Source organism: Reyranella sp. CPCC 100927 (assembly GCF_007859315.1).
Taxonomy (GTDB): domain Bacteria; phylum Pseudomonadota; class Alphaproteobacteria; order Reyranellales; family Reyranellaceae; genus Vineibacter.
Map to the genome: position 1 here is coordinate 141,464 of NZ_VOHA01000001.1, position 16,869 is coordinate 158,332.

A 16,869-nucleotide genomic window follows, 5' to 3' on the forward strand; every position below is an offset into this window, starting at 1 on the left:
TCGGGATGACAGGCGTGCGCCCATACGATCACAGGACGATGTGTTACTTCAGCAAGAACCGGCGGACGTCGGCCGCGCTGCGGTCGGGCTGTTCCTCCATCGGGGCGTGGCCGGTACCGTCGTAGATCACCAGTTCGCTGCCGGCGATGTCGGCGTGCAAGCGCCGCGCGTCGCTCTGGGGTACCCAGCGATCCTGCGCACCCCAGAGGATCAGCGTTGGTATGGTGAGCCCCTTCAGCGGTGCCGGATCCAGCGGCACCGCGGTGCGCAGGCGCTGCAGTGTCGCGGCGCGGTTGCCCTCGCGGCGCAGCAGATCGTGGTAGCGCTGCACCTGCGCCGGCTCGAGCCGGGTGGCATTGGCGTAGGTCGCGCGCAGGGTATCCGCTGCCATCCAGCGCGGTTTCAGCATTGCGATGGCCTCACCGACGCCCGAGATCTGCGCCAGCCGCAGCGACAGCGGTGGGATGGAATCGCGAGGATAGGCGGCGCTGTCGACCAGGATGAGCTGGCTGACGCGCTGCGGCTGGCGCGCCGCGACCGTCCACGCCACGGCGCCGCCCATCGAGTGGCCGCCGACCGCGAACCGGGCGATGTTCAGCCGGTCGGCGATCTTCGGCACCAGATCGGCATAGGCGGCGATGGAGTAGTCGTTGCGTTGCCACGGTCCGGTCAGGCCGTGGCCCGGCAGGTCGAGGCTGATGATGCGCAGGCTGTCGCCCAGCCGCTGCACCCACGGCTCCCAGACCTGCAGCGATCCGTTCGATCCGTGCACCAGGATCAACACCGGGCCCTGCCGGTTGCCGTCATCCCTGACGTGGATGGCGCCGCCGTCGATGTCGATGAACTGCGAGCGGTCCGTCGTGTACTGCGCCTTCAGCGCCTGGACCGGAATCTCGGGCGTGTAGAGGATCGCGGCGGCCCCGGCGATCACAACGATAATGACGCCGGCGAGGCGCAACAGCCAGCGGCGCATCACGATGCCGCCGGTGCCGGTCGCTGTGGCAGTTGTGGCGACGTGGCGAGGTCGATGCCGGCCTCTGCCAGGCTGGCGATGATCGTGCGGTTGAGCGTGTTCTGCGCCGTGACGGTGTTGGCGACGTTATCGACGTGTGCGCGCAACTCGAAGTCCAGGCCCAGCGTGGTGATGGTCTTGAACATGACGACCGGTCGCGGCACGCCGACGATGTGCGGATTGCTCTCGGTCGCCTGGCGCAGGATCGCTTCGACCTTCTCGGGGTCGCTGCCGTGGACCACGGTGATCGGCAGGTCGATGCGCCCGACATTGTCGGCATAGGTCCAGTTCACGACGGCGCTCTGCAGGAACTCGCTGTTGGGCACGATGACCATGGCGCGTTGCCCGGTCTCGACCTCGGTGGCGCGCACGTTGATGCGGCGCACGATGCCCTCATGCTTGCCGACGATCACCCGGTCGCCGACCTTGATCGGCCGTTCCAGCAGCAGCACCACGCCGGAGATCGTGTTGTTGGCCAGGTTCTGCAGGCCAAGACCGATGCCGACCGACAGCGCGCCGACGATCAGGGCCAGATTGGTGAAGTCGATGCCCAGGGCCGAGATCGCCAACAGCAGCGCGATGACGAAGCCGACGTAGCTCACCATCGAATCGATGGTCAGGCGGATGTCGTCCTGCATGTTCAGCGACGGCAGGAAGCGATCGCGCAGCGCACGCCGGGCGACACGCACCAGCGTGATCGCGGCCACGAACAGCCCGATCGCAATGACGATGTCGATCGGCGAGATCCGGTGCTGGCCGATCGAGAAACCCTCCATCAGCCGCCGGGCCTTGTCGCCGATGTCGTCAGGGTCGGCACCCCAGACCACAGGCAGGATCACGGCCAGGCCAGCCAGCAGCACCAGGTCGACCAGCACGACGATCAGGAACGGGCCATGGATGGCGGCATCAGGCGCCAGGCCGAACACGCGGCGGATCCACCGGCCGGGCGGCGTTTCCGGCGCGCTGGCCGCATACACGACGTCGTGGACCAGGGCGTGCAGCACCATGGCGATCACGATGATCAGCGCCGACGACAGCAGCGCGCCGCTGGCGTGAACGGCCAGTGCCGTGTAGCCCAGCAACGCCGTCGCCACGATCGCGATCAGCGTAACGCTCAGCGCCAGGCGGCCCAGCAGCCAGGGATAATCGCCGATCAGGCGCGGCGCGCCGCTATCGGTGGTCTCGCTGGATTGCCAGGCGTTGGATCGCAGGGTCGGCTGCCCGAAGATCAGCAGGCCGGCGGCGACGATCAGCCCGATGACGGACGCCAGGCGCGCGACTTCGGCCGGTCCGGTGGGCAGCTCCAGCAGCCAGAACGTGGCGACGGTAACGGCAATGCTGACGAACCCGGCCAGCCGTTGGATGCGGCCGCAGAAGACACGCGCGCTGTCGGCCGAGAACGGCAACAAGCGCCATGTCGGCCGTGTCGGCGTCAGGCTGGCTTCCGACAGTCCGTAGACGATGAGAAAGAAGTTCACATTCTGGGCGATGCTGACCAGCGTGGCCAGGGCTGGTCGCAGCGGTTCCGGCGACGTCTCGACGGACGGCAGCCACGACAAGGCGAGCAGCACCGCCAGCACCGGCAAGGCCACCATGCCGATGCCGTCAAGCACGGCCGCTATGGCGCGATCGCGGTACGACGGTTCCGATGTCGTTACGCTGCGCTTGAAGTAACGGCGCAACCAGACCAGGCCCAGCCACGCCAACGTCAACCCGATCACACTCACGATCGTGTTGCTGCGGCGCTCGGCGTCATGCAGGGCCGCCGTCAGCACCCCGGACTCCGCCAGCGCATGCCATGACGCCATCTGGGTCGTCCAGGCGAACTGGATATCGGGCCCCAGGCCCAGCCAGGTCGATGGCACCAGTGGTGAGGGCCCGCGTTTCAGGACCGTGCGCGCGAACCGGTCGCTGCGCACCTTGGTGAGCTGGGCGACCAGCTGATCGGCCCGGGCCACGATCAGTTCCGCCTGCTTCACCCGGGCGTCGACCAGGGCCACATCGGAGCGCAGGCGATCACGCTGTGCCTTGATTGCCTCCGACTCCGGCGTCTGGTCGGTCGTGCCGCTGTCCGGCGGCTTGGCGCCCTGTGTTCCACCCGGCTGCGCCTCCAGCGGCGCCAGCAATGCGCGCAGGGCGGTGGCCTCGTCGCGCGCCTGGGCGGCGGCCTTGGCAGCCGCCTGCCGGGTCTCGGTCGTTTCTTCGCGCAGGCGCTCGATCTCGGCGTCGATCAGATTGGGACGTCCGGTCTCCTGGGCGACCCGGTCCAGCGTGCGCGTCCAGGTCTCCGCCATCTGCGCAAACGGCCGCTCGCCCTTCTTCGGCTCCGGCGTGACCTGCCCCAGCGTGATCGCAGGCCACCACGCCAGCCACAAAAGAGCGACGAGGGCAACGCGCAGAAAGAAGCGCATAGAGGCGACGCCAGAAAGAGTGTCCATCATCCTGCAACGAGCAATGTGCCATGCCATCCTGGCGGCCACATTGCAGCGGGACACGCAGTTCACTCAAGGCGGCATTTTGCCGGAGAAGCGACCGCGTCAGTTTTGTGAAGGGGCTGACACCATTGCTGCAAGATCGGCGCCATCGGTGACCGGGGCCGAGCAGGCCATGTTGCGGCAGACATAGGCGGCCGGCCGCCCGCCGACCATGCCCTTGCCGGCGGCCGGGTGAGTCGGGGGCAGGACAGCGCCCGGCGCGACCAGGCGCACGACCTTGTCGGGCAGCGACCGATCGTGAACGGCGGCGATCAGGGCGCGCGTGGCCGCATCGTCCGGCGGGCCGACAATCACGATGTCGACCATCGACTGCAGCAACTCGGCGCTGTTCATCAGGGTCATCAGCGGGAAGAAGTTGCTCTCGACTTCGCCGGCAAAGGCGGCAACGACGGACTCGGCGCGCTCGCGATAGCGCGGCTCGCCGGTCAGCGACCACAGCCGCGCCAGGACGCCGACCGCGGTGCCGTTGCCGGCGGGGACGGCGTTGTCGTGCGCATCCTTGCGCCTGACGATGACGTCGGCGGCATCGGCCGCGGTGAAGAAATAGCCGCCGCCATCGGCGTCGAGGAAGTGCGCATCGAGCACCTCGACCAGGGCGCGCGCCGCGTCCAGATACGCGCTATAGCCGCCGGTCTCGAACAGGACCAGTGCCGCGCGCGCCATGTTGACGTGGTCGTCCAGCGTGCCGCGGTGCTTGCGCATGTCGTTGCGCCAGGAATGGAACAACCGTCCGTCATCGCCACGCATCGTCGTCCACACCGCCTCGAAGGCACGCACGGCAGCGGCGCGCCACGCCGGACGGTCGAAGACGGTCGCGGCGTTGGCCAATGCCGCGATCATCAGCCCGTTCCAGTCGGCCAGCACCTTGTCGTCCCAGCCCGGCCAGACGCGCTTGTCGCGCACGGCCTTGAGCTGCAGCCGCAGACCGGCGAGCCGGGCTTCATCGGTATCGGACAGCAAGGCCGGCGTGCGATTGCGGTGCAGGATGTTGTTGCCGTGTTCCCAGTTGCCGTCGTCGCTGACGTCATAGACCTGGCGGAAGAACGCGCCGCCCTCGACGCCGAGCGTCGCGTCGATCGCGGCGGCGCGCCAGACGTAGAACTTGCCTTCCTCGCCCTCGCTGTCGGCGTCGTAGGTCGCGGCGAAGGCGCCGTTGGCCGCCGTCATCTCGCGCAGGACCCAGTCGCAGGTCTCGACAATGCGCGCGCGGTAGAGCGGGCTCTTCGTCTCCTGCCAGACCAGCACCAGAAGGTCGATCAGCTGCGCGTTGTCGTACAGCATCTTCTCGAAATGCGGGATCTTCCACTCGGTGTCGGTGGCGTACCGCGCAAAACCGCCACCGAGGTGATCGTAGATGCCGCCCTGGCACATGCGATCCAAGGTCACGGTGACGGCGTCGAACAGGGCGCGTTCGCTCTTGCCGCCGGCGAGCCAGCTGCGCCACAGCCGCTCGAACACGGTGGTGTTGGGGAATTTCGGCGCCTGGCCGATGCCGCCCCAGACCGGATCGACCTCCCGGGCCAACCGTGTCGCAACCTGGGCGAAGAGCGATAGCGGCAGCGCCACCGTTCCCGGCGGGACGTCGGCGGCGCGACTGCGCGCCCGCTCGCGCAGGCCTTTGAGCAGCGCCGCCCGGTTCTCCTCGATCGCATCCTTCTTTTCCCGGTAGGCGTTGGCCACGCTGCGCAGGATGTCGACGAACGCCGGCCGGCCATACTGCGCCGGTTGCGGAAAGTAGGTGCCGCCCCAGAAGGGCTCGCCGTCGGGCGTGCAGAACATGGTGAGCGGCCAGCCGCCGTGCTCGCCCAGCAGTGCCAGCGCCTGCTGATAGATCGCATCGATATCCGGACGCTCTTCGCGGTCGACCTTGATGGTGATGAACAGCTGGTTCATCACCGCGGCCACGTCATCGCTCTCGAAACTCTCGTGCGCCATCACATGGCACCAGTGACAGGCGGCATAGCCCACCGACAGCAGGATCGGCATGTCGCGCCGCTTCGCCTCGGCCAGCGCCGCTTCGCCCCACGGCCACCAGTGCACCGGGTTGTCCGCATGCTGCAGCAGATACGGACTGGTCTCGTCGGCCAACCGGTTGCGGCCATCGATGGTGTTCATCGCGGGCTCCCTAGCGTGGCGAGTGGCTCATCGCGGCGGTTGCCTCGGCCGCGGTCATCCCGGCAGCCTGCTCGAACAGGGCCGGTTCGCCGTTGGCGTTCTCGCTGTTGATCAGCAATACCTGCGATCGCGCGTCGAGACTCAGTGCCGAGCGGGCCGTCGGTTCCGCCGCCACCCGCAGCAGCGCCGCCATGCCCGAGCAGCCTGACGGACCGGCAACGATCACAGGATCGCCGGGTTCCGGTCGTGCCAGTTGTCGCATGGCGGGTGCGACGGCCTCTTCGGGAATGGTCATGAACCAGTCGGTGCCGTCGCCGACCACGGGCCACGTCATCGGCGAAATCTCACGGCAGGCGAGGCCGCCCATCGCCGTGGTCGCATCGCCGCTGGCCAGGGCCGGCTGGCCAGCCTTGTTGCTCTGGAACCAGCAGTCGGCGCTGGCCGGCTCGACCACCACGAAAGCCGGTCTCGCTGCCGCCAGTGTTTGCCACAGGGTGCCGATCACCGCCGCCGCCAGGCCGCCGACGCCGGCCTGCACAAAGACGTGGGTCGGTGCCGCAGCGCCCGTGGCGGCGCGAAACTGTTGCAGCGCTTCGAAGGCCAGCACGCTGTAGCCCTGCATGACGTCGGCCGGGATCCTGTCGTAGCCGTCCCATGAGGTGTCGGAGACCACGACCCAGCTGTTCGCCGCGGCGACCTCGCGGCAGCGCGCCACCGCCGCCTCGTAGTCGCCGTCGATACGGATGATCTCGGCGCCGCGCTGGCGGATGGCCGCTTCCTTCTCGGCGCTGGCGAATGCCGGCAGGAAGATCACGCAGCGATAGCCGAACAGCCGGGCCCCGGCGGCCACCGACCGGCCGTGGTTGCCCGAACTGGCCGTGGTGAAGACGATGTCGCCGGTGACGGCGCGCGCCTTGCCCGACATCAGTGCCTCGAAGTCGGGTGTGCGATGCTGGGCGTCGGCGACGAGGGTCGCCAGGTGGCGGTAGACCGCGTTGACGCCGCCCAAGGCCTTGAAGGCGCCGAAACCGAAACGCTGGGCTTCGTCCTTGACGCTGATCGATTCGACGCCAAGGCGGGCGGCGAGGCCGGGCAGTGCATAGAGCGGCGTGATCCGGTGTGCCGGGCACCGGCTCATGCCGGCCGCCAGGTCGCTGACGCCGGCAGACGTGACGACGCGCTGCTGGGCCGGACCGTAGGGGCGGCTGCGGTCGGCGCGGGGATTGGGCGCAAGCCAGGAAAGGGTCATGGCACCGGATGGAGAAAGTTGCAGGGCCTCGGCATAGCACGGCAAGGACGGCCTGCCAGCCACCCGAGGTGCCGGTGCCGCCGAGGCTGGCATCCCCGGCGGGCCTCGCCTAATCTGCGCTCCGACGGGAGGCGCGCATGAAAGTCAATGTCGAGATCGACTGCACGCCGGAGGAAGCGCGGGCTTTCTTCGGGCTGCCGGACCTCAAGCCGATGCAGGACCGCATCCTGGCCGAGATCGAACAGCGCATGAAAACCAGCTTGAACGCCATGGACCCGTCGGAAATCTTCAAGACGTGGCTGCCGGCCTCGATGCAGGGCGTCGAGCAGATGCAACAAGTGCAACAGATGTTCTGGCAGAACCTGGCGGCGCTGGCCGGCGGCCAGAAGAAGTAACCCGATGGCGGCGGATCGGATCGGGGAGGTCATCACATGAACCGGACCATGGCAGCAGCCTTGGCGGTGCTGGCCATCATTGGCGGTGCCCTGGCCCTGTGGAGCGCACCGGGCACGTCGGTGGGCGATGCGGCGAAGGCGGAGCTGGCGCGCGTGTCGGCCGCGCGCGACGCAGCCAACACTGCCCTGGCTGCCGCTCGTGCCGAGGCGGAGCGCACCGCGGCGGCGGCGGTGGCCGCCAAGGCCGAGGCCGAGCGTGCCGTGGCGGCCGCGCGCGAGGAGGGCGAGCGCAAGCTGATGGCAGCCCAGGCCGAAGCCAACAAGGCCATCGCCGCAGCCAAGGTCGAGGCCGAGGCGGCTGCCGCCGGTGATCGCATCGCAGCGCTGCGGGCCGAAGCCGAGCGGGCGGTGGCAACGGCGCGGGCTGAAGCCGAGCAGACCGCCGCCGCCCTGCGCGATCAGCTCAGCCAATGCCAAGCGGCCGCCGCCAAGAAACCGGACAGCGAGTCTGGGCGCTGTGCGGCCGCAGCGACGGCGCCGGCCACCGGTCCGGTTGCCGCCGCCGATATCGGGCGCGAGTTGGATACCAGCGGCAGCATCGCGCTCTACGGTATTCAGTTCGACACCGGCAGCGCCAAGCTCACGGCCGAGTCGCGCGCCTCGATCGACGAGCTCGCCAAGCTGATGAAGGACGATCCCGACCTGAAGCTGTTGATCGTCGGTCATACCGACAACAAGGGCGACTTCACCATCAACCGCAATCTCTCCGAGCAGCGGGCGCAGGCCGTCGTGACGGACCTGGTGACTCGCGCCGGCGCCGATCGTACCCGGCTGTCATCGGCCGGCGTCGCTGATCTGGCGCCGCTGTCGAGCAACGACACCGACGCCGGCCGCGGCCGCAACCGCCGGGTCGAGATCGTGAAGCGGTAATTCCCTGGAGCGCGGGCCTCCGGCCCGCGTTTCGCCTACTCCAACAGCTCGCCTAGCCGACTGATGATGCGGTCGGGACGGACGGGCGACTCGGGCGGCAGGCCGGCGCCGTGCGGGTCATACCAGATGCCGCGCATGCCCAGCCGTTGCGGCGCCACGACCTCCCACTCGACATTGTCGCCGATCATCCAGCACGCGCCGGCCGCGACGCCGAGTCGCTGCACCACGTGGGCGTAGACCTCCGGTTCGGGCTTGCCCTTGCCGAACTCGCCCTCGATCTGGATGTGATCGAAGCGCCGCTCGAGATCGAACCGCGCCACCTTGGCCCGTTGGGTTTCGGCAGGCCCGTTGGTCACCAGCGCCAGCCGCACGCCGGTGGCGCGCAAGCGGTCGAGCGTATCGTGCGCATCGGGGTATAGCTTGTATTCCTGGCGCCGCATCTCGGTGAAGGCATCGCCAATGCGGTCGGCCAGCGCGTCATCGGGCTTGGCCAGCCGGGCGAAGGCCTGGCGGACGACCAGCCGCCGCGCCGCGGCGATATCGAGGCGCCACCGCGCCGCCTTGGCCGGATCGCTCCAGAACCCACGCGCTTCGTCGAGGATGGCGCGGTGAAGCCGCGTCACCTCGGTGCCGTCGTCAAGATCGGCACTGAAACGCATCAGCAGCCGTTGCCAGGCCTCCTCGGGCTTGGCGTAGGCCTGGATGATGGTGTCGTCGAGATCGAACAGGATGGCGGCGGGAAGCATTTCGGCATCATACGTCAGGGATCCGGTATCAGATAGCACACCGGCCCGACGTCTGATCCTCAGATACCGGCTCCCTGATACCCGCTTCCTGTCTTGCGGTTGGATTTCTCGGTGATTCCCGAGATGCCCTCGCGACGGGCCAGTTCGGCCCACACCTGGGCCGGCTTGACGCCCAGGGTCGCCCACAGGGCCAGCAGATGGTAGAGCAGATCGGCGCTCTCGAGGATGAGCTTGGCGGCGTCACCCTTGACGGCCTCGATCACGGCCTCGGTGGCTTCCTCGCCCAGTTTCTGCGCCAGCTTCTCCTGGCCGCGCGCCATCAGCCGCGCCGTATAGGACGTCGTCGGATCGGCGCCCTTGCGACTCTCGATCGTGGCGTACAGCCGGTCGACCATGTGCAGCGTTTCGTTGGGCGGCAACTCGTGCCGATCCTTCGTGGCGCTCTTTCTGGCTTTGGCGGCTTTCTTTTTCTGCTTCTGTCTGCGTTTCGCCATTGTCCGCATATCCGCGTCGAGGGAGACGCGCCGACCTGACATGGTCGGTCTTGTGCGATGCCTTCCCAAAAAGGAATTGTACGCTACTTTTGTAAACTTTCGAACAGGTTTGTATTTTGACGAACGGCAACGCCACGTTCTGCCAGGTGTGCTTTCGCCTGCGCGATGGTGAATGTGCCGAAGTGGAAGATCGATGCCGCCAGCACGGCGCTGGCATGGCCCTGCACGACACCGTCGACCAGATGATCGAGCGCGCCGACGCCGCCGGACGCAATGACGGGCACCGGCACCGCATCGCTGACGGCGCGCGTGAGGTCCAGATCGAATCCGGCCTTGGTGCCGTCGCGGTCCATCGATGTCAGCAGGATCTCGCCGGCGCCGCTGTCGGTCATGCGCTTGGCCCAGGCGATCGCATCAAGGCCGGTGGCCCGGCGGCCGCCATGGGTGAACACCTCCCAGCGGCCGGCGCCGGTCTGCTTGGCGTCGATGGCAACCACGATGCACTGATCGCCGTATTTTTCCGCGGCGTCCTTGACGAATTCCGGACGCGCCACGGCGGCGGAATTGATCGACACCTTGTCGGCGCCGGCCAGCAGCAGCGTGCGGATGTCCTCGACGGTGCGCACGCCGCCGCCCACCGTCAGGGGCATGAAGCATTGCTCGGCGGTGCGCGCCACCACGTCATGCAGCGTGGCGCGATCCTCATGGCTGGCGCTGATGTCGAGGAATGTCAGTTCGTCGGCGCCGGCGGCGTCATAGACGCGCGCCTGCTCGACCGGATCGCCGGCATCGACCAGGTCAACAAAGTTCACACCCTTGACCACGCGGCCGGCGTGCACGTCCAGGCAGGGAATGATGCGCACCTTCAGCATGCAGCGGTGCTATCCGCACCGCTGCATCAACACAAGCATTAATGAGTGCTGGAATTCATGGCCTTCCCCCGCGGACGGGGGAAGGTGGAGGGCGCGATTGTTGCGGTTTTGCTACCTCGCCGGAATGACGGCCATGTCGCGCGCTGTCGGATTGCCCGCAATAGTGCCGACCTTGGTCGTCTTGCCCGAGGCCAGATCGACGCTGTAGAGCGTGCCGCCGGCCAGCAGCCAGCCGGCCTCGCCGCCCTTGCCGTCAGGCCCGATGTCGAAGGCAACGGTGCTGATGGCCATGCCGAGATTGCCCACCGTGCCCAGGACGCCGTCGTTGGGTGGGGCCTGTTTGACAAGTGCGGCGGTTGTCGAGTCGATGTCGTAGAGCGTGGTCTGCGTCGCGCCCTTGACCGAGTTGGTGTAGGCGCCAGCCACCACCTTGGCCGACTTGCCCTTGCTCGTATCACTGTCGGCGAATTTCAGGTTGCCATCGGTCACCACCTTGCCGTCGTCGACATTGGCGCGCAGGTTGCTGCCGTCGCTGCCGATCACACGCAGGCGGTCGGCCACCGGGTTGAAGTCCACCGTCACCGTGGAACCGGCGGCCGGCATTTTCTCCAGTTTGGCCTTGCGGGCGGTGGCACCCGTCGTCCAGTCGATCGTCACGACCGTGCCGTCGGCCAGCAGGCCGTACAGCGCGCCGTCGGCCGGCCGCACGTCGATGCCGACCAGGGGGCCGCCGGCGCCGGTGACCGTCACGGTGCGGGTTACCTTCAGTGCCTCGGTATCGACGATGGCCAGTGTCGCATCGCCGGTCAGCGCCGCCACGGTGGCAGCCTGGCCCGCGCCCGGCAGCAAGCCGATGCCTACAGCAGCAGCCAGGAATTTCACGAATCGCATCGCAGCCTCCCTCGATCCCGCGGCGGGCGACGACGGTCGGCGCACGGGCGGTCCAGTCGGGTACGCAGCGTCGCGACAGGGTGGATGCATCCAAAGCCGATCACGAAATCGTATTCACCTCGACGCATCCAAGGCGCGCGGACACGTCTATGCGAAGGAGAATTGTCCACGCGCATGAGGACCGTCATGATGCCAGTGTCCATCACCTACCCGGCCGGTCGGGTGGTATGGCGTGGCCGAACGGACTGGGGACTCATGAAGCAGGCCACCGACCTGGACGTTGAGGAGGCCCTGCGCCGATGTGCTGCCGGCGACGCGGGAGCGCTGCGCGCAATCTTCGAGCGCGAGGCGCCGCGGATGATCGGTGTCGCGCAGCGGATCGTGCGCCGCCGTGCGCTGGCCGAGGAAGTGGTCCAGGATTCGTTCGTTCAGATCTGGCGACGCGCCGCCAGTTTCGATGCCGCCCGCGGCGCCGGTCGGACCTGGATCTATGCCATTGTGCGCCATCGCGCCATCAGCATCCTGCGTGACGAACGGCGGCTTGAGCTCGACGCCGACGGCGATCCGACCGCGACGGTCAGCGAGGAAAGCTCGGACGATATCGTGACGAAACTGTCGGACTCCAGCAGCCTGCGCCGTTGCCTGGAGCATTTGGAGGAACGGGCGCGCAAGCTGATCGTGCTGACCTATGTTCACGGGCTCAGCCATACCGAACTGGCGGCGCGCGAGGGTGTGCCTCTGGGTACGGTGAAGTCGTGGATTCGGCGTGGCGCGCTGGCGCTGCGGGAGTGTCTGGGATGACCGACCGCGACGACGATCGTGACGCGCTGGCGGCCGAATACGTGCTGGGCCTGCTGGGCGGTGCCGAAGCCGCCGACGTCGAGCGCCGGATGGCCAGCGACGCAGCCTTCGCTCAGGCCGTCGCCGCGTGGCGCGTACGTCTGGCGGACCTGGACATGACCGCGGTGCCGCAGCAGGCCGACGAGGCGTTGTGGTCGCGGATCGCGTCGGGCCTCGCCTTGCCCTCGGCAGCACCGGCCGCCACCCGCGCGGCTCCCGCCACACAGTCGGGGCTGCTGTCGTGGCTGTGGGACAGCCTCGCGTTCTGGCGCGGGCTGTCGGCGGCGGCTGTCGCTGCCGCGGCGCTGTTCGTGATGTTGGTCGGACTGCGCCCGGCGGTCGTGGCTCAGCCGGCCTTCGTGGCCGTGCTGACCACGGATGCGGGTCGTCCCGGTGCCGTCATGCACGCCTATGCCGACGGTCGCGTGACCTTGATCCCGCTCGAGATGGCGCCGATACCGCAGGGCAGATCCCTGCAGCTGTGGTCGATTTCCACCGCCAAGCCGGCACCGGTCGCCATCGGCCTGATGGATCAGGTGCGCACCATCCGCCTGGATCTGCGCAACCTCTCACCGGACCAGATCCGCCAGCGTTTCGCGATTTCCGTCGAGCCCTTCGGCGGTTCACCCACCGGTCTGCCGACCGGTCCGGTCGTGATGCAGGGTGCCATGACGCCGGCGAACTGATCCCTCCTCCTTGCGGGCTGGGCAACCGCATATGAGCCAAGGCGGTACGGTCAGACGCTGGGGGCGCGCCACGCCGTGGCGCGTCATGGCTTGCGGTCATATTCGATGTTCGCCGGCGGAGCACGGGCTGCCTTGGCGGATACCATGAGCATGACGCGCCACGGCGTGGCGCGGCCCCAGCGTGTGTCGCTCCGGCCTCAGCCAATCCCCTCGAGCCTAGGCGCCTTCCCCATTGCGGGGAGGAAAGCCCTAGCCCTTCATCACCTTGAGCGCGTCGGTCAGACCCATGCGGCCGTCGTAGAGCGCGCGGCCGGCCACGACGCCGACGATGCCGGCGCTCTCGTGCTGCTTCAGTTCGCGCAGGTCATCCAGCGTCGCCACGCCGCCGGAGGCGATCACCGGTGTCGTCAGGTGCAACGCCAGTGTCACGGTCTGATCGACGTTGACGCCGCCCATGGCGCCGTCGCGGTTGATGTCGGTGTAGATGATCGCCGCCACGCCGGCGTCCTCGAACTTCAGCGCCAGGTCGAGCGCCTTGACCGTCGATTGCCGGGTCCAGCCGTCGACCGCGACCAGTCCGTCGCGGGCGTCGATGCCGACGGCGACGCGGCCGGGCCACTGGCGGCAGGCATCCTTCACCAGTCCGGGGTCCTTGACCGCGACGGTGCCCAGGATGACGCGGCGCACGCCGGCCTCGAGCCACAAGGCCACGGTTTCGATGTTGCGGATGCCGCCGCCCAACTGCACCGGCAGGTCGCCGACGGCTTCCAGGATCGACACCACCGCGGCGCGGTTGACCGGGCGGCCTTCCACGGCACCGTTGAGGTCGACCAGGTGCAGCCACTCGCAGCCGGCCTCGACGAAACGCTTCGCCTGGTCCGCCGGGGCGACGTCGAAGATCGTCGCCTTTTGCATGTCGCCGCGCAGCAGGCGCACGCACTTGCCGTCCTTCAGATCGATGGCGGGAAACAGAATCATGGTGTGTGCGGCAACCCGAGAACCGTCGACCCTGACGGCGGCCGCTGTCTAGCGGATGAGGGCCCATTTGCAAAGCCCGGCCGGGCGGGCGCGCAATGACGGGGAGAAGCGGGCCGCCTATGATCCGGGTCTGACGATATCCGGGCGCGGGGGCTGATCTTGGCAATACGCGGTTGGGCCAAGTTTGCGTGGCAGGCGGACTATGGCCAATTCTATCTTATCGATGGCGACGATCCTGCCTTCCAGGCTCCAACGGAGATCACGGCCGAAATGGAGCGGCGTAGCCTCGCCGTGCCCGCTGCCGGGCTCGTGATTTACACCCACGATTGCCTGCAGCAGCACATCCGTATCGCCATTCACGATTCCGAACCGGATCACGCGCCGGTCGAAGCGATGAGCGGCAAGCCATGGACACGGGTCGAAACCGCCCAAGCATGCTTTCCGTCACGACGATTCACGATATCGAGTCCGTCGGCGCCTCATCCTTTGCCGGGAGGGCCTGTCTTCTTTCTTGATGCCGCTACCGTGACGGCGCGGATCAGCTGGATGGAATTCCAGGGCAGCCGCGACGATAGCGTCCCCGTCGAACCGGACGTCATCGAGATCGCTTTGTGGGCGCCGCGGTAGCGTTGACGGACGCTCGGCTGGCAGGTTCCACCTCTGCGCGGTCGTGACGTCAGGCATTCCGCACCGCCTGCAGGGCCGCAACGAACCGGTCCAGTTCGTCCTCGGTGTTGTAGATGTGCACCGAGGCGCGGATCACGGTCTCCAGCCCGCGACCATCCATATCCAGCCGTGATGAAAACTTGGTCGAGATCGACACGTTGATATCGCGGGCGCGCAGGGCGGTGCGGATGGCGTCGTGGTTGGCGCCGTCAACGGTGAACGTGACGATGCCGCACTTCACGGCGCCCAGGTCGGTCAGGGTGACGCCCGGGAGACGGGCCAGGCGCTGCCGCAATGCGGCGCTCAAGGCCTGGATGCGGGTCCAGATTGCGTCCACGCCCAGCGCGTTGGCCTGATCCACCGCCGCGGCCAGTCCGAGGACGCCGCCGTAATAGCGTTCCCAGTTCTCGAACCGGCGCGCATCGGGGCGCACCTCGTAGGTCGTTGCTCCGGTCCAGCGCGCCGCGTGGTTGTCCAGGAAGATCGGTTCCAGATGCGCCGTGGTCTCGCGTCGCGCGTAGAGGAAGCCCGTACCGCGCGGGCCGCGCAGATACTTGCGGCCGGTCGCCGACAGGAAGTCGCAGCCGATCGCCGCGACATCGATGGGTATCTGTCCCACCGTCTGGCAGGCATCGAGCAGGTAGGGCACGCCGGCGGCGCGCGCCACCTTGCCCACCTCGGCCGCCGGGTTCACCAGGCCGCCTTGCGTCGGCACGTGGTTGATCGAGATCAGCTTGGTCCGCCGATCCACACGCTCGGCCAGTGCCTTGACGTCGATTTGTCCGTGCGCGTCGTCCGGTATCGTCACGATTTCGGCGCCGGTCTTGTGTGCGACCTGCAGGTAGGAAATGTAGTTCGATGAATATTCGCTGCGGCAGGTCAGGATGCAATCACCCGGCGCGAAGGCCAGCGAATAGAATGCCATGTCCCAGGCGCGGGTCGCGTTCTCGATGAACGCGATTTCGTCAGGCTGTGCACCGATCAGCTTTGCCACTGAGGGGTAGAACGCCTCGATGCGATCGTGCTCGCGGTCCGCTGCCTCGTAGCCGCCGATCTCGGCCTCCAGGCGCAGGTGATCGAGGGTGGCAGCGAGCGTGCGCTGTGTCGGCAGGGCCGAGCCGGCATTGTTGAGGTGAACGACCTTGGCGCAGCCGGGTGTTTCGGCGCGCAGGCGGGCGACGTCCATGACCACACTCCATCGGTGCAACAAAACGGCCGGCACCTTAGAGCGGGATTCATTGAAGTGGAATCGCTATGGAAACCCTCTCCGCCCGCGCAGCGGGGGGAGAGGGAGGGGCCCACGCGTAGCGTGGGAGGGTGAGGTGGGTGTGGAAGACGAACGTGTGCTTGTTGGAGAAGCCGCGTTTGTTTGGCCGCCCACCTCACCCTCCCATCGCTTACGCGATGGGCCGCGCCCTCTCCCCCCACTCCGTGGGCGGAGAGGGCGCGACGCTATCCGGCGCCCGGTACGGTCACGGCGTAGAGGCCATTGCCCGCCGGCGTCACCGTGATCGCGATGTCAAGAAACTGCCGGATGACGGCGATGTTGGTCGTGGCGTGCGGCGTCAGGGGCGTCGTCACGAAACGGCCGCCGGCCGCGAGCGTCATCGGCAGCAGGAGCTGGTCGGCGAGGTGCGGCCCGACCGGCGCCGGCGTCGCGAGATAGCGCTTGGCTTCCTGCGCTGCCTCCGATGCCACCTGTTCCGCCGTCTTGCCGAGCTGGCCGAAGGCGGTAATGACTTCGGTGACGTTCTCGTGCTCCAAGGTGATCAGCACGACATTGCCCGGCCCACGCGCTTGCGCATCGCTGCGTGCGTGCAGGTCCTCCGCGCTCCAGTTGAGCATCTGGCCGACCGTGGCGACCTCGCGCCGGGCGATGTCCCACGGCAGGTTGGCGACCACCGCGTCGGCACGCTGGCCGGTGCGGCTGCCGCGTTCCTCCAGGACCAGCGGGCGCAGCGTATCGGGCGGAAAGATCGATACCTCGATCTCGCCGCCGCCGGCCGGGTAGAAACCGGCGCGCCGCAGCTTTGCCGACGCCACGAAGCCCATCCGGCGCAGCAGCGGCAGGAAGGCGTGCTGCAGGAAGTCGAAGGGCGGTGCGCTCTGGTTGTGCGTACCGCCGCCCAGGACCAGCTGCGAGACCGCACCCGCCAGCGCCAGCGGCAACAGCACGGTCTGCAACACCAGCGTCGTCGAGCCGGCGGAACCGATGCTGAACGTGTAGTCGCCGCCGCTGACGGCCTTGGGCTGGAACAGCAGGGTCGTCGAGCCGAGCGCCGCACCGTCCACCGTCGCATCGCCGATGCGGGCGGCTGCCTGCACGCAGGTGAGGTGCTGGCGCAGCAATCCCGGCTTGGCGCGGCCGCCGCGGATGTTGTCGATCCGGAACGGCTTGCCCGTCACCAGGGCAAGGGTCAGCGCCGAGCGCAGGATCTGCCCGCCGCCCTCGCCGTACGTCCCATCGATCGTGATCATGGTCCTCTTCCCCGACCGGACG

At 68.0% G+C, this 16,869-nt stretch carries 16 protein-coding genes; 5 read left to right on the plus strand and 11 right to left on the minus strand.

Annotation, left to right across the window (positions count from 1 at the left end):
* Window positions 1-43: 43 nt before the first annotated feature.
* The 4 genes from FQU96_RS00675 to FQU96_RS00690 all read right to left on the minus strand — a co-directional run bounded on the left by FQU96_RS00675 (window position 44) and on the right by FQU96_RS00690 (window position 6,871).
* Window positions 44-973, minus strand: a complete 930-nt coding sequence (locus tag FQU96_RS00675; RefSeq protein ID WP_146538916.1) for an alpha/beta fold hydrolase — start codon at window positions 971-973, stop codon at window positions 44-46.
* The gene (locus FQU96_RS00680; protein WP_178130221.1) at window positions 973-3,423 is read right to left on the minus strand and encodes a DUF3772 domain-containing protein; all 2,451 of its coding nucleotides are present in this window, start codon (window positions 3,421-3,423) and stop codon (window positions 973-975) included. Before FQU96_RS00680 ends, FQU96_RS00675 begins: the two co-directional genes overlap by 1 nt.
* Window positions 3,424-3,549: 126 nt before the next feature.
* Window positions 3,550-5,622 (minus strand): thioredoxin domain-containing protein, encoded by a 2,073-nt coding sequence (locus FQU96_RS00685; protein WP_146538918.1) that lies wholly within the window; start codon window positions 5,620-5,622, stop codon window positions 3,550-3,552.
* A 10-nt stretch (window positions 5,623-5,632) separates the two neighbouring features.
* Entirely contained in the window at window positions 5,633-6,871 is a 1,239-nt protein-coding gene (locus FQU96_RS00690; protein ID WP_178130222.1) for a diaminopropionate ammonia-lyase, read from the minus strand.
* Between the two features lie 137 nt (window positions 6,872-7,008).
* Here FQU96_RS00690 and FQU96_RS00695 point away from each other — a divergent pair, with 137 nt between their 5' ends.
* Window positions 7,009-7,266: a DUF6489 family protein gene (locus FQU96_RS00695; RefSeq protein ID WP_146538920.1), complete on the plus strand. Its 258-nt coding sequence runs from the start codon at window positions 7,009-7,011 to the stop codon at window positions 7,264-7,266.
* 36 nt (window positions 7,267-7,302) lie between these two features.
* Complete coding sequence (locus FQU96_RS00700; protein ID WP_146538921.1) at window positions 7,303-8,196, plus strand: OmpA family protein; 894 nt, start codon at window positions 7,303-7,305, stop codon at window positions 8,194-8,196.
* A 35-nt stretch (window positions 8,197-8,231) separates the two neighbouring features.
* Here the strand turns inward: FQU96_RS00700 and FQU96_RS00705 are convergent, their stop codons facing one another.
* The 4 genes from FQU96_RS00705 to FQU96_RS00720 form a co-directional block, all read right to left on the minus strand.
* Window positions 8,232-8,942, minus strand: a complete 711-nt coding sequence (locus tag FQU96_RS00705; RefSeq protein ID WP_146538922.1) for an HAD family hydrolase — start codon at window positions 8,940-8,942, stop codon at window positions 8,232-8,234.
* Between the two features lie 59 nt (window positions 8,943-9,001).
* A complete protein-coding gene (locus FQU96_RS00710) occupies window positions 9,002-9,436 on the minus strand; it encodes a phosphoribosyl-ATP diphosphatase (protein ID WP_146538923.1) in 435 nt (144 codons plus the stop codon).
* An 83-nt stretch (window positions 9,437-9,519) separates the two neighbouring features.
* On the minus strand, window positions 9,520-10,308 hold the full coding sequence (gene hisF / locus FQU96_RS00715; protein ID WP_146538924.1) for an imidazole glycerol phosphate synthase subunit HisF: 789 nt from the start codon (window positions 10,306-10,308) through the stop codon (window positions 9,520-9,522).
* 111 nt (window positions 10,309-10,419) lie between these two features.
* Window positions 10,420-11,199 (minus strand): DUF4394 domain-containing protein, encoded by a 780-nt coding sequence (locus tag FQU96_RS00720; RefSeq protein ID WP_146538925.1) that lies wholly within the window; start codon window positions 11,197-11,199, stop codon window positions 10,420-10,422.
* Window positions 11,200-11,385: 186 nt separating this feature from the next.
* On the opposite strand from FQU96_RS00720, the gene FQU96_RS00725 reads away from it, so the two are divergent.
* The gene (locus tag FQU96_RS00725; protein ID WP_370461332.1) at window positions 11,386-12,000 is read left to right on the plus strand and encodes a sigma-70 family RNA polymerase sigma factor; all 615 of its coding nucleotides are present in this window, start codon (window positions 11,386-11,388) and stop codon (window positions 11,998-12,000) included.
* Entirely contained in the window at window positions 11,997-12,725 is a 729-nt protein-coding gene (locus FQU96_RS00730) for an anti-sigma factor domain-containing protein (RefSeq protein WP_146538926.1), read from the plus strand. Before FQU96_RS00725 ends, FQU96_RS00730 begins: the two co-directional genes overlap by 4 nt.
* Window positions 12,726-12,974: 249 nt before the next feature.
* On the opposite strand, the gene hisA is transcribed toward FQU96_RS00730, so the two are convergent.
* Complete coding sequence (hisA, locus tag FQU96_RS00735; protein ID WP_146538927.1) at window positions 12,975-13,703, minus strand: 1-(5-phosphoribosyl)-5-[(5-phosphoribosylamino)methylideneamino]imidazole-4-carboxamide isomerase; 729 nt, start codon at window positions 13,701-13,703, stop codon at window positions 12,975-12,977.
* A 159-nt stretch (window positions 13,704-13,862) separates the two neighbouring features.
* On the opposite strand from hisA, the gene FQU96_RS00740 reads away from it, so the two are divergent.
* Window positions 13,863-14,330, plus strand: a complete 468-nt coding sequence (locus FQU96_RS00740) for a hypothetical protein (RefSeq protein ID WP_146538928.1) — start codon at window positions 13,863-13,865, stop codon at window positions 14,328-14,330.
* A 49-nt stretch (window positions 14,331-14,379) separates the two neighbouring features.
* Here FQU96_RS00740 and FQU96_RS00745 read toward each other — a convergent pair whose 3' ends face one another.
* Both FQU96_RS00745 and rtcA read right to left on the minus strand, forming a co-directional pair.
* Window positions 14,380-15,555, minus strand: a complete 1,176-nt coding sequence (locus FQU96_RS00745; protein ID WP_178130223.1) for an aminotransferase class V-fold PLP-dependent enzyme — start codon at window positions 15,553-15,555, stop codon at window positions 14,380-14,382.
* Window positions 15,556-15,821: 266 nt separating this feature from the next.
* Window positions 15,822-16,847 (minus strand): RNA 3'-terminal phosphate cyclase, encoded by a 1,026-nt coding sequence (gene rtcA / locus FQU96_RS00750; RefSeq protein ID WP_146538930.1) that lies wholly within the window; start codon window positions 16,845-16,847, stop codon window positions 15,822-15,824.
* Between the last annotated feature and the right edge of the window lie 22 nt (window positions 16,848-16,869).

Excerpts from the sequence above, each read along its gene's own strand:
- FQU96_RS00675 (WP_146538916.1), bottom strand. The coding sequence starts at position 973 with ATGCGCCGCTGGCTGTTGCGCCTCGCCGGCGTCATTATCGTTGTGATC.
- FQU96_RS00680 (WP_178130221.1), bottom strand. The coding sequence starts at position 3,423 with ATGCGCTTCTTTCTGCGCGTTGCCCTCGTCGCTCTTTTGTGGCTGGCG.
- FQU96_RS00685 (WP_146538918.1), bottom strand. The coding sequence starts at position 5,622 with ATGAACACCATCGATGGCCGCAACCGGTTGGCCGACGAGACCAGTCCG.
- FQU96_RS00690 (WP_178130222.1), bottom strand. The coding sequence starts at position 6,871 with ATGACCCTTTCCTGGCTTGCGCCCAATCCCCGCGCCGACCGCAGCCGC.
- FQU96_RS00695 (WP_146538920.1), top strand. The coding sequence starts at position 7,009 with ATGAAAGTCAATGTCGAGATCGACTGCACGCCGGAGGAAGCGCGGGCT.
- FQU96_RS00700 (WP_146538921.1), top strand. The coding sequence starts at position 7,303 with ATGAACCGGACCATGGCAGCAGCCTTGGCGGTGCTGGCCATCATTGGC.
- FQU96_RS00705 (WP_146538922.1), bottom strand. The coding sequence starts at position 8,942 with ATGCTTCCCGCCGCCATCCTGTTCGATCTCGACGACACCATCATCCAG.
- FQU96_RS00710 (WP_146538923.1), bottom strand. The coding sequence starts at position 9,436 with ATGGCGAAACGCAGACAGAAGCAGAAAAAGAAAGCCGCCAAAGCCAGA.
- hisF (WP_146538924.1), bottom strand. The coding sequence starts at position 10,308 with ATGCTGAAGGTGCGCATCATTCCCTGCCTGGACGTGCACGCCGGCCGC.
- FQU96_RS00720 (WP_146538925.1), bottom strand. The coding sequence starts at position 11,199 with ATGCGATTCGTGAAATTCCTGGCTGCTGCTGTAGGCATCGGCTTGCTG.
- FQU96_RS00725 (WP_370461332.1), top strand. The coding sequence starts at position 11,386 with ATGATGCCAGTGTCCATCACCTACCCGGCCGGTCGGGTGGTATGGCGT.
- FQU96_RS00730 (WP_146538926.1), top strand. The coding sequence starts at position 11,997 with ATGACCGACCGCGACGACGATCGTGACGCGCTGGCGGCCGAATACGTG.
- hisA (WP_146538927.1), bottom strand. The coding sequence starts at position 13,703 with ATGATTCTGTTTCCCGCCATCGATCTGAAGGACGGCAAGTGCGTGCGC.
- FQU96_RS00745 (WP_178130223.1), bottom strand. The coding sequence starts at position 15,555 with ATGGACGTCGCCCGCCTGCGCGCCGAAACACCCGGCTGCGCCAAGGTC.
- rtcA (WP_146538930.1), bottom strand. The coding sequence starts at position 16,847 with ATGATCACGATCGATGGGACGTACGGCGAGGGCGGCGGGCAGATCCTG.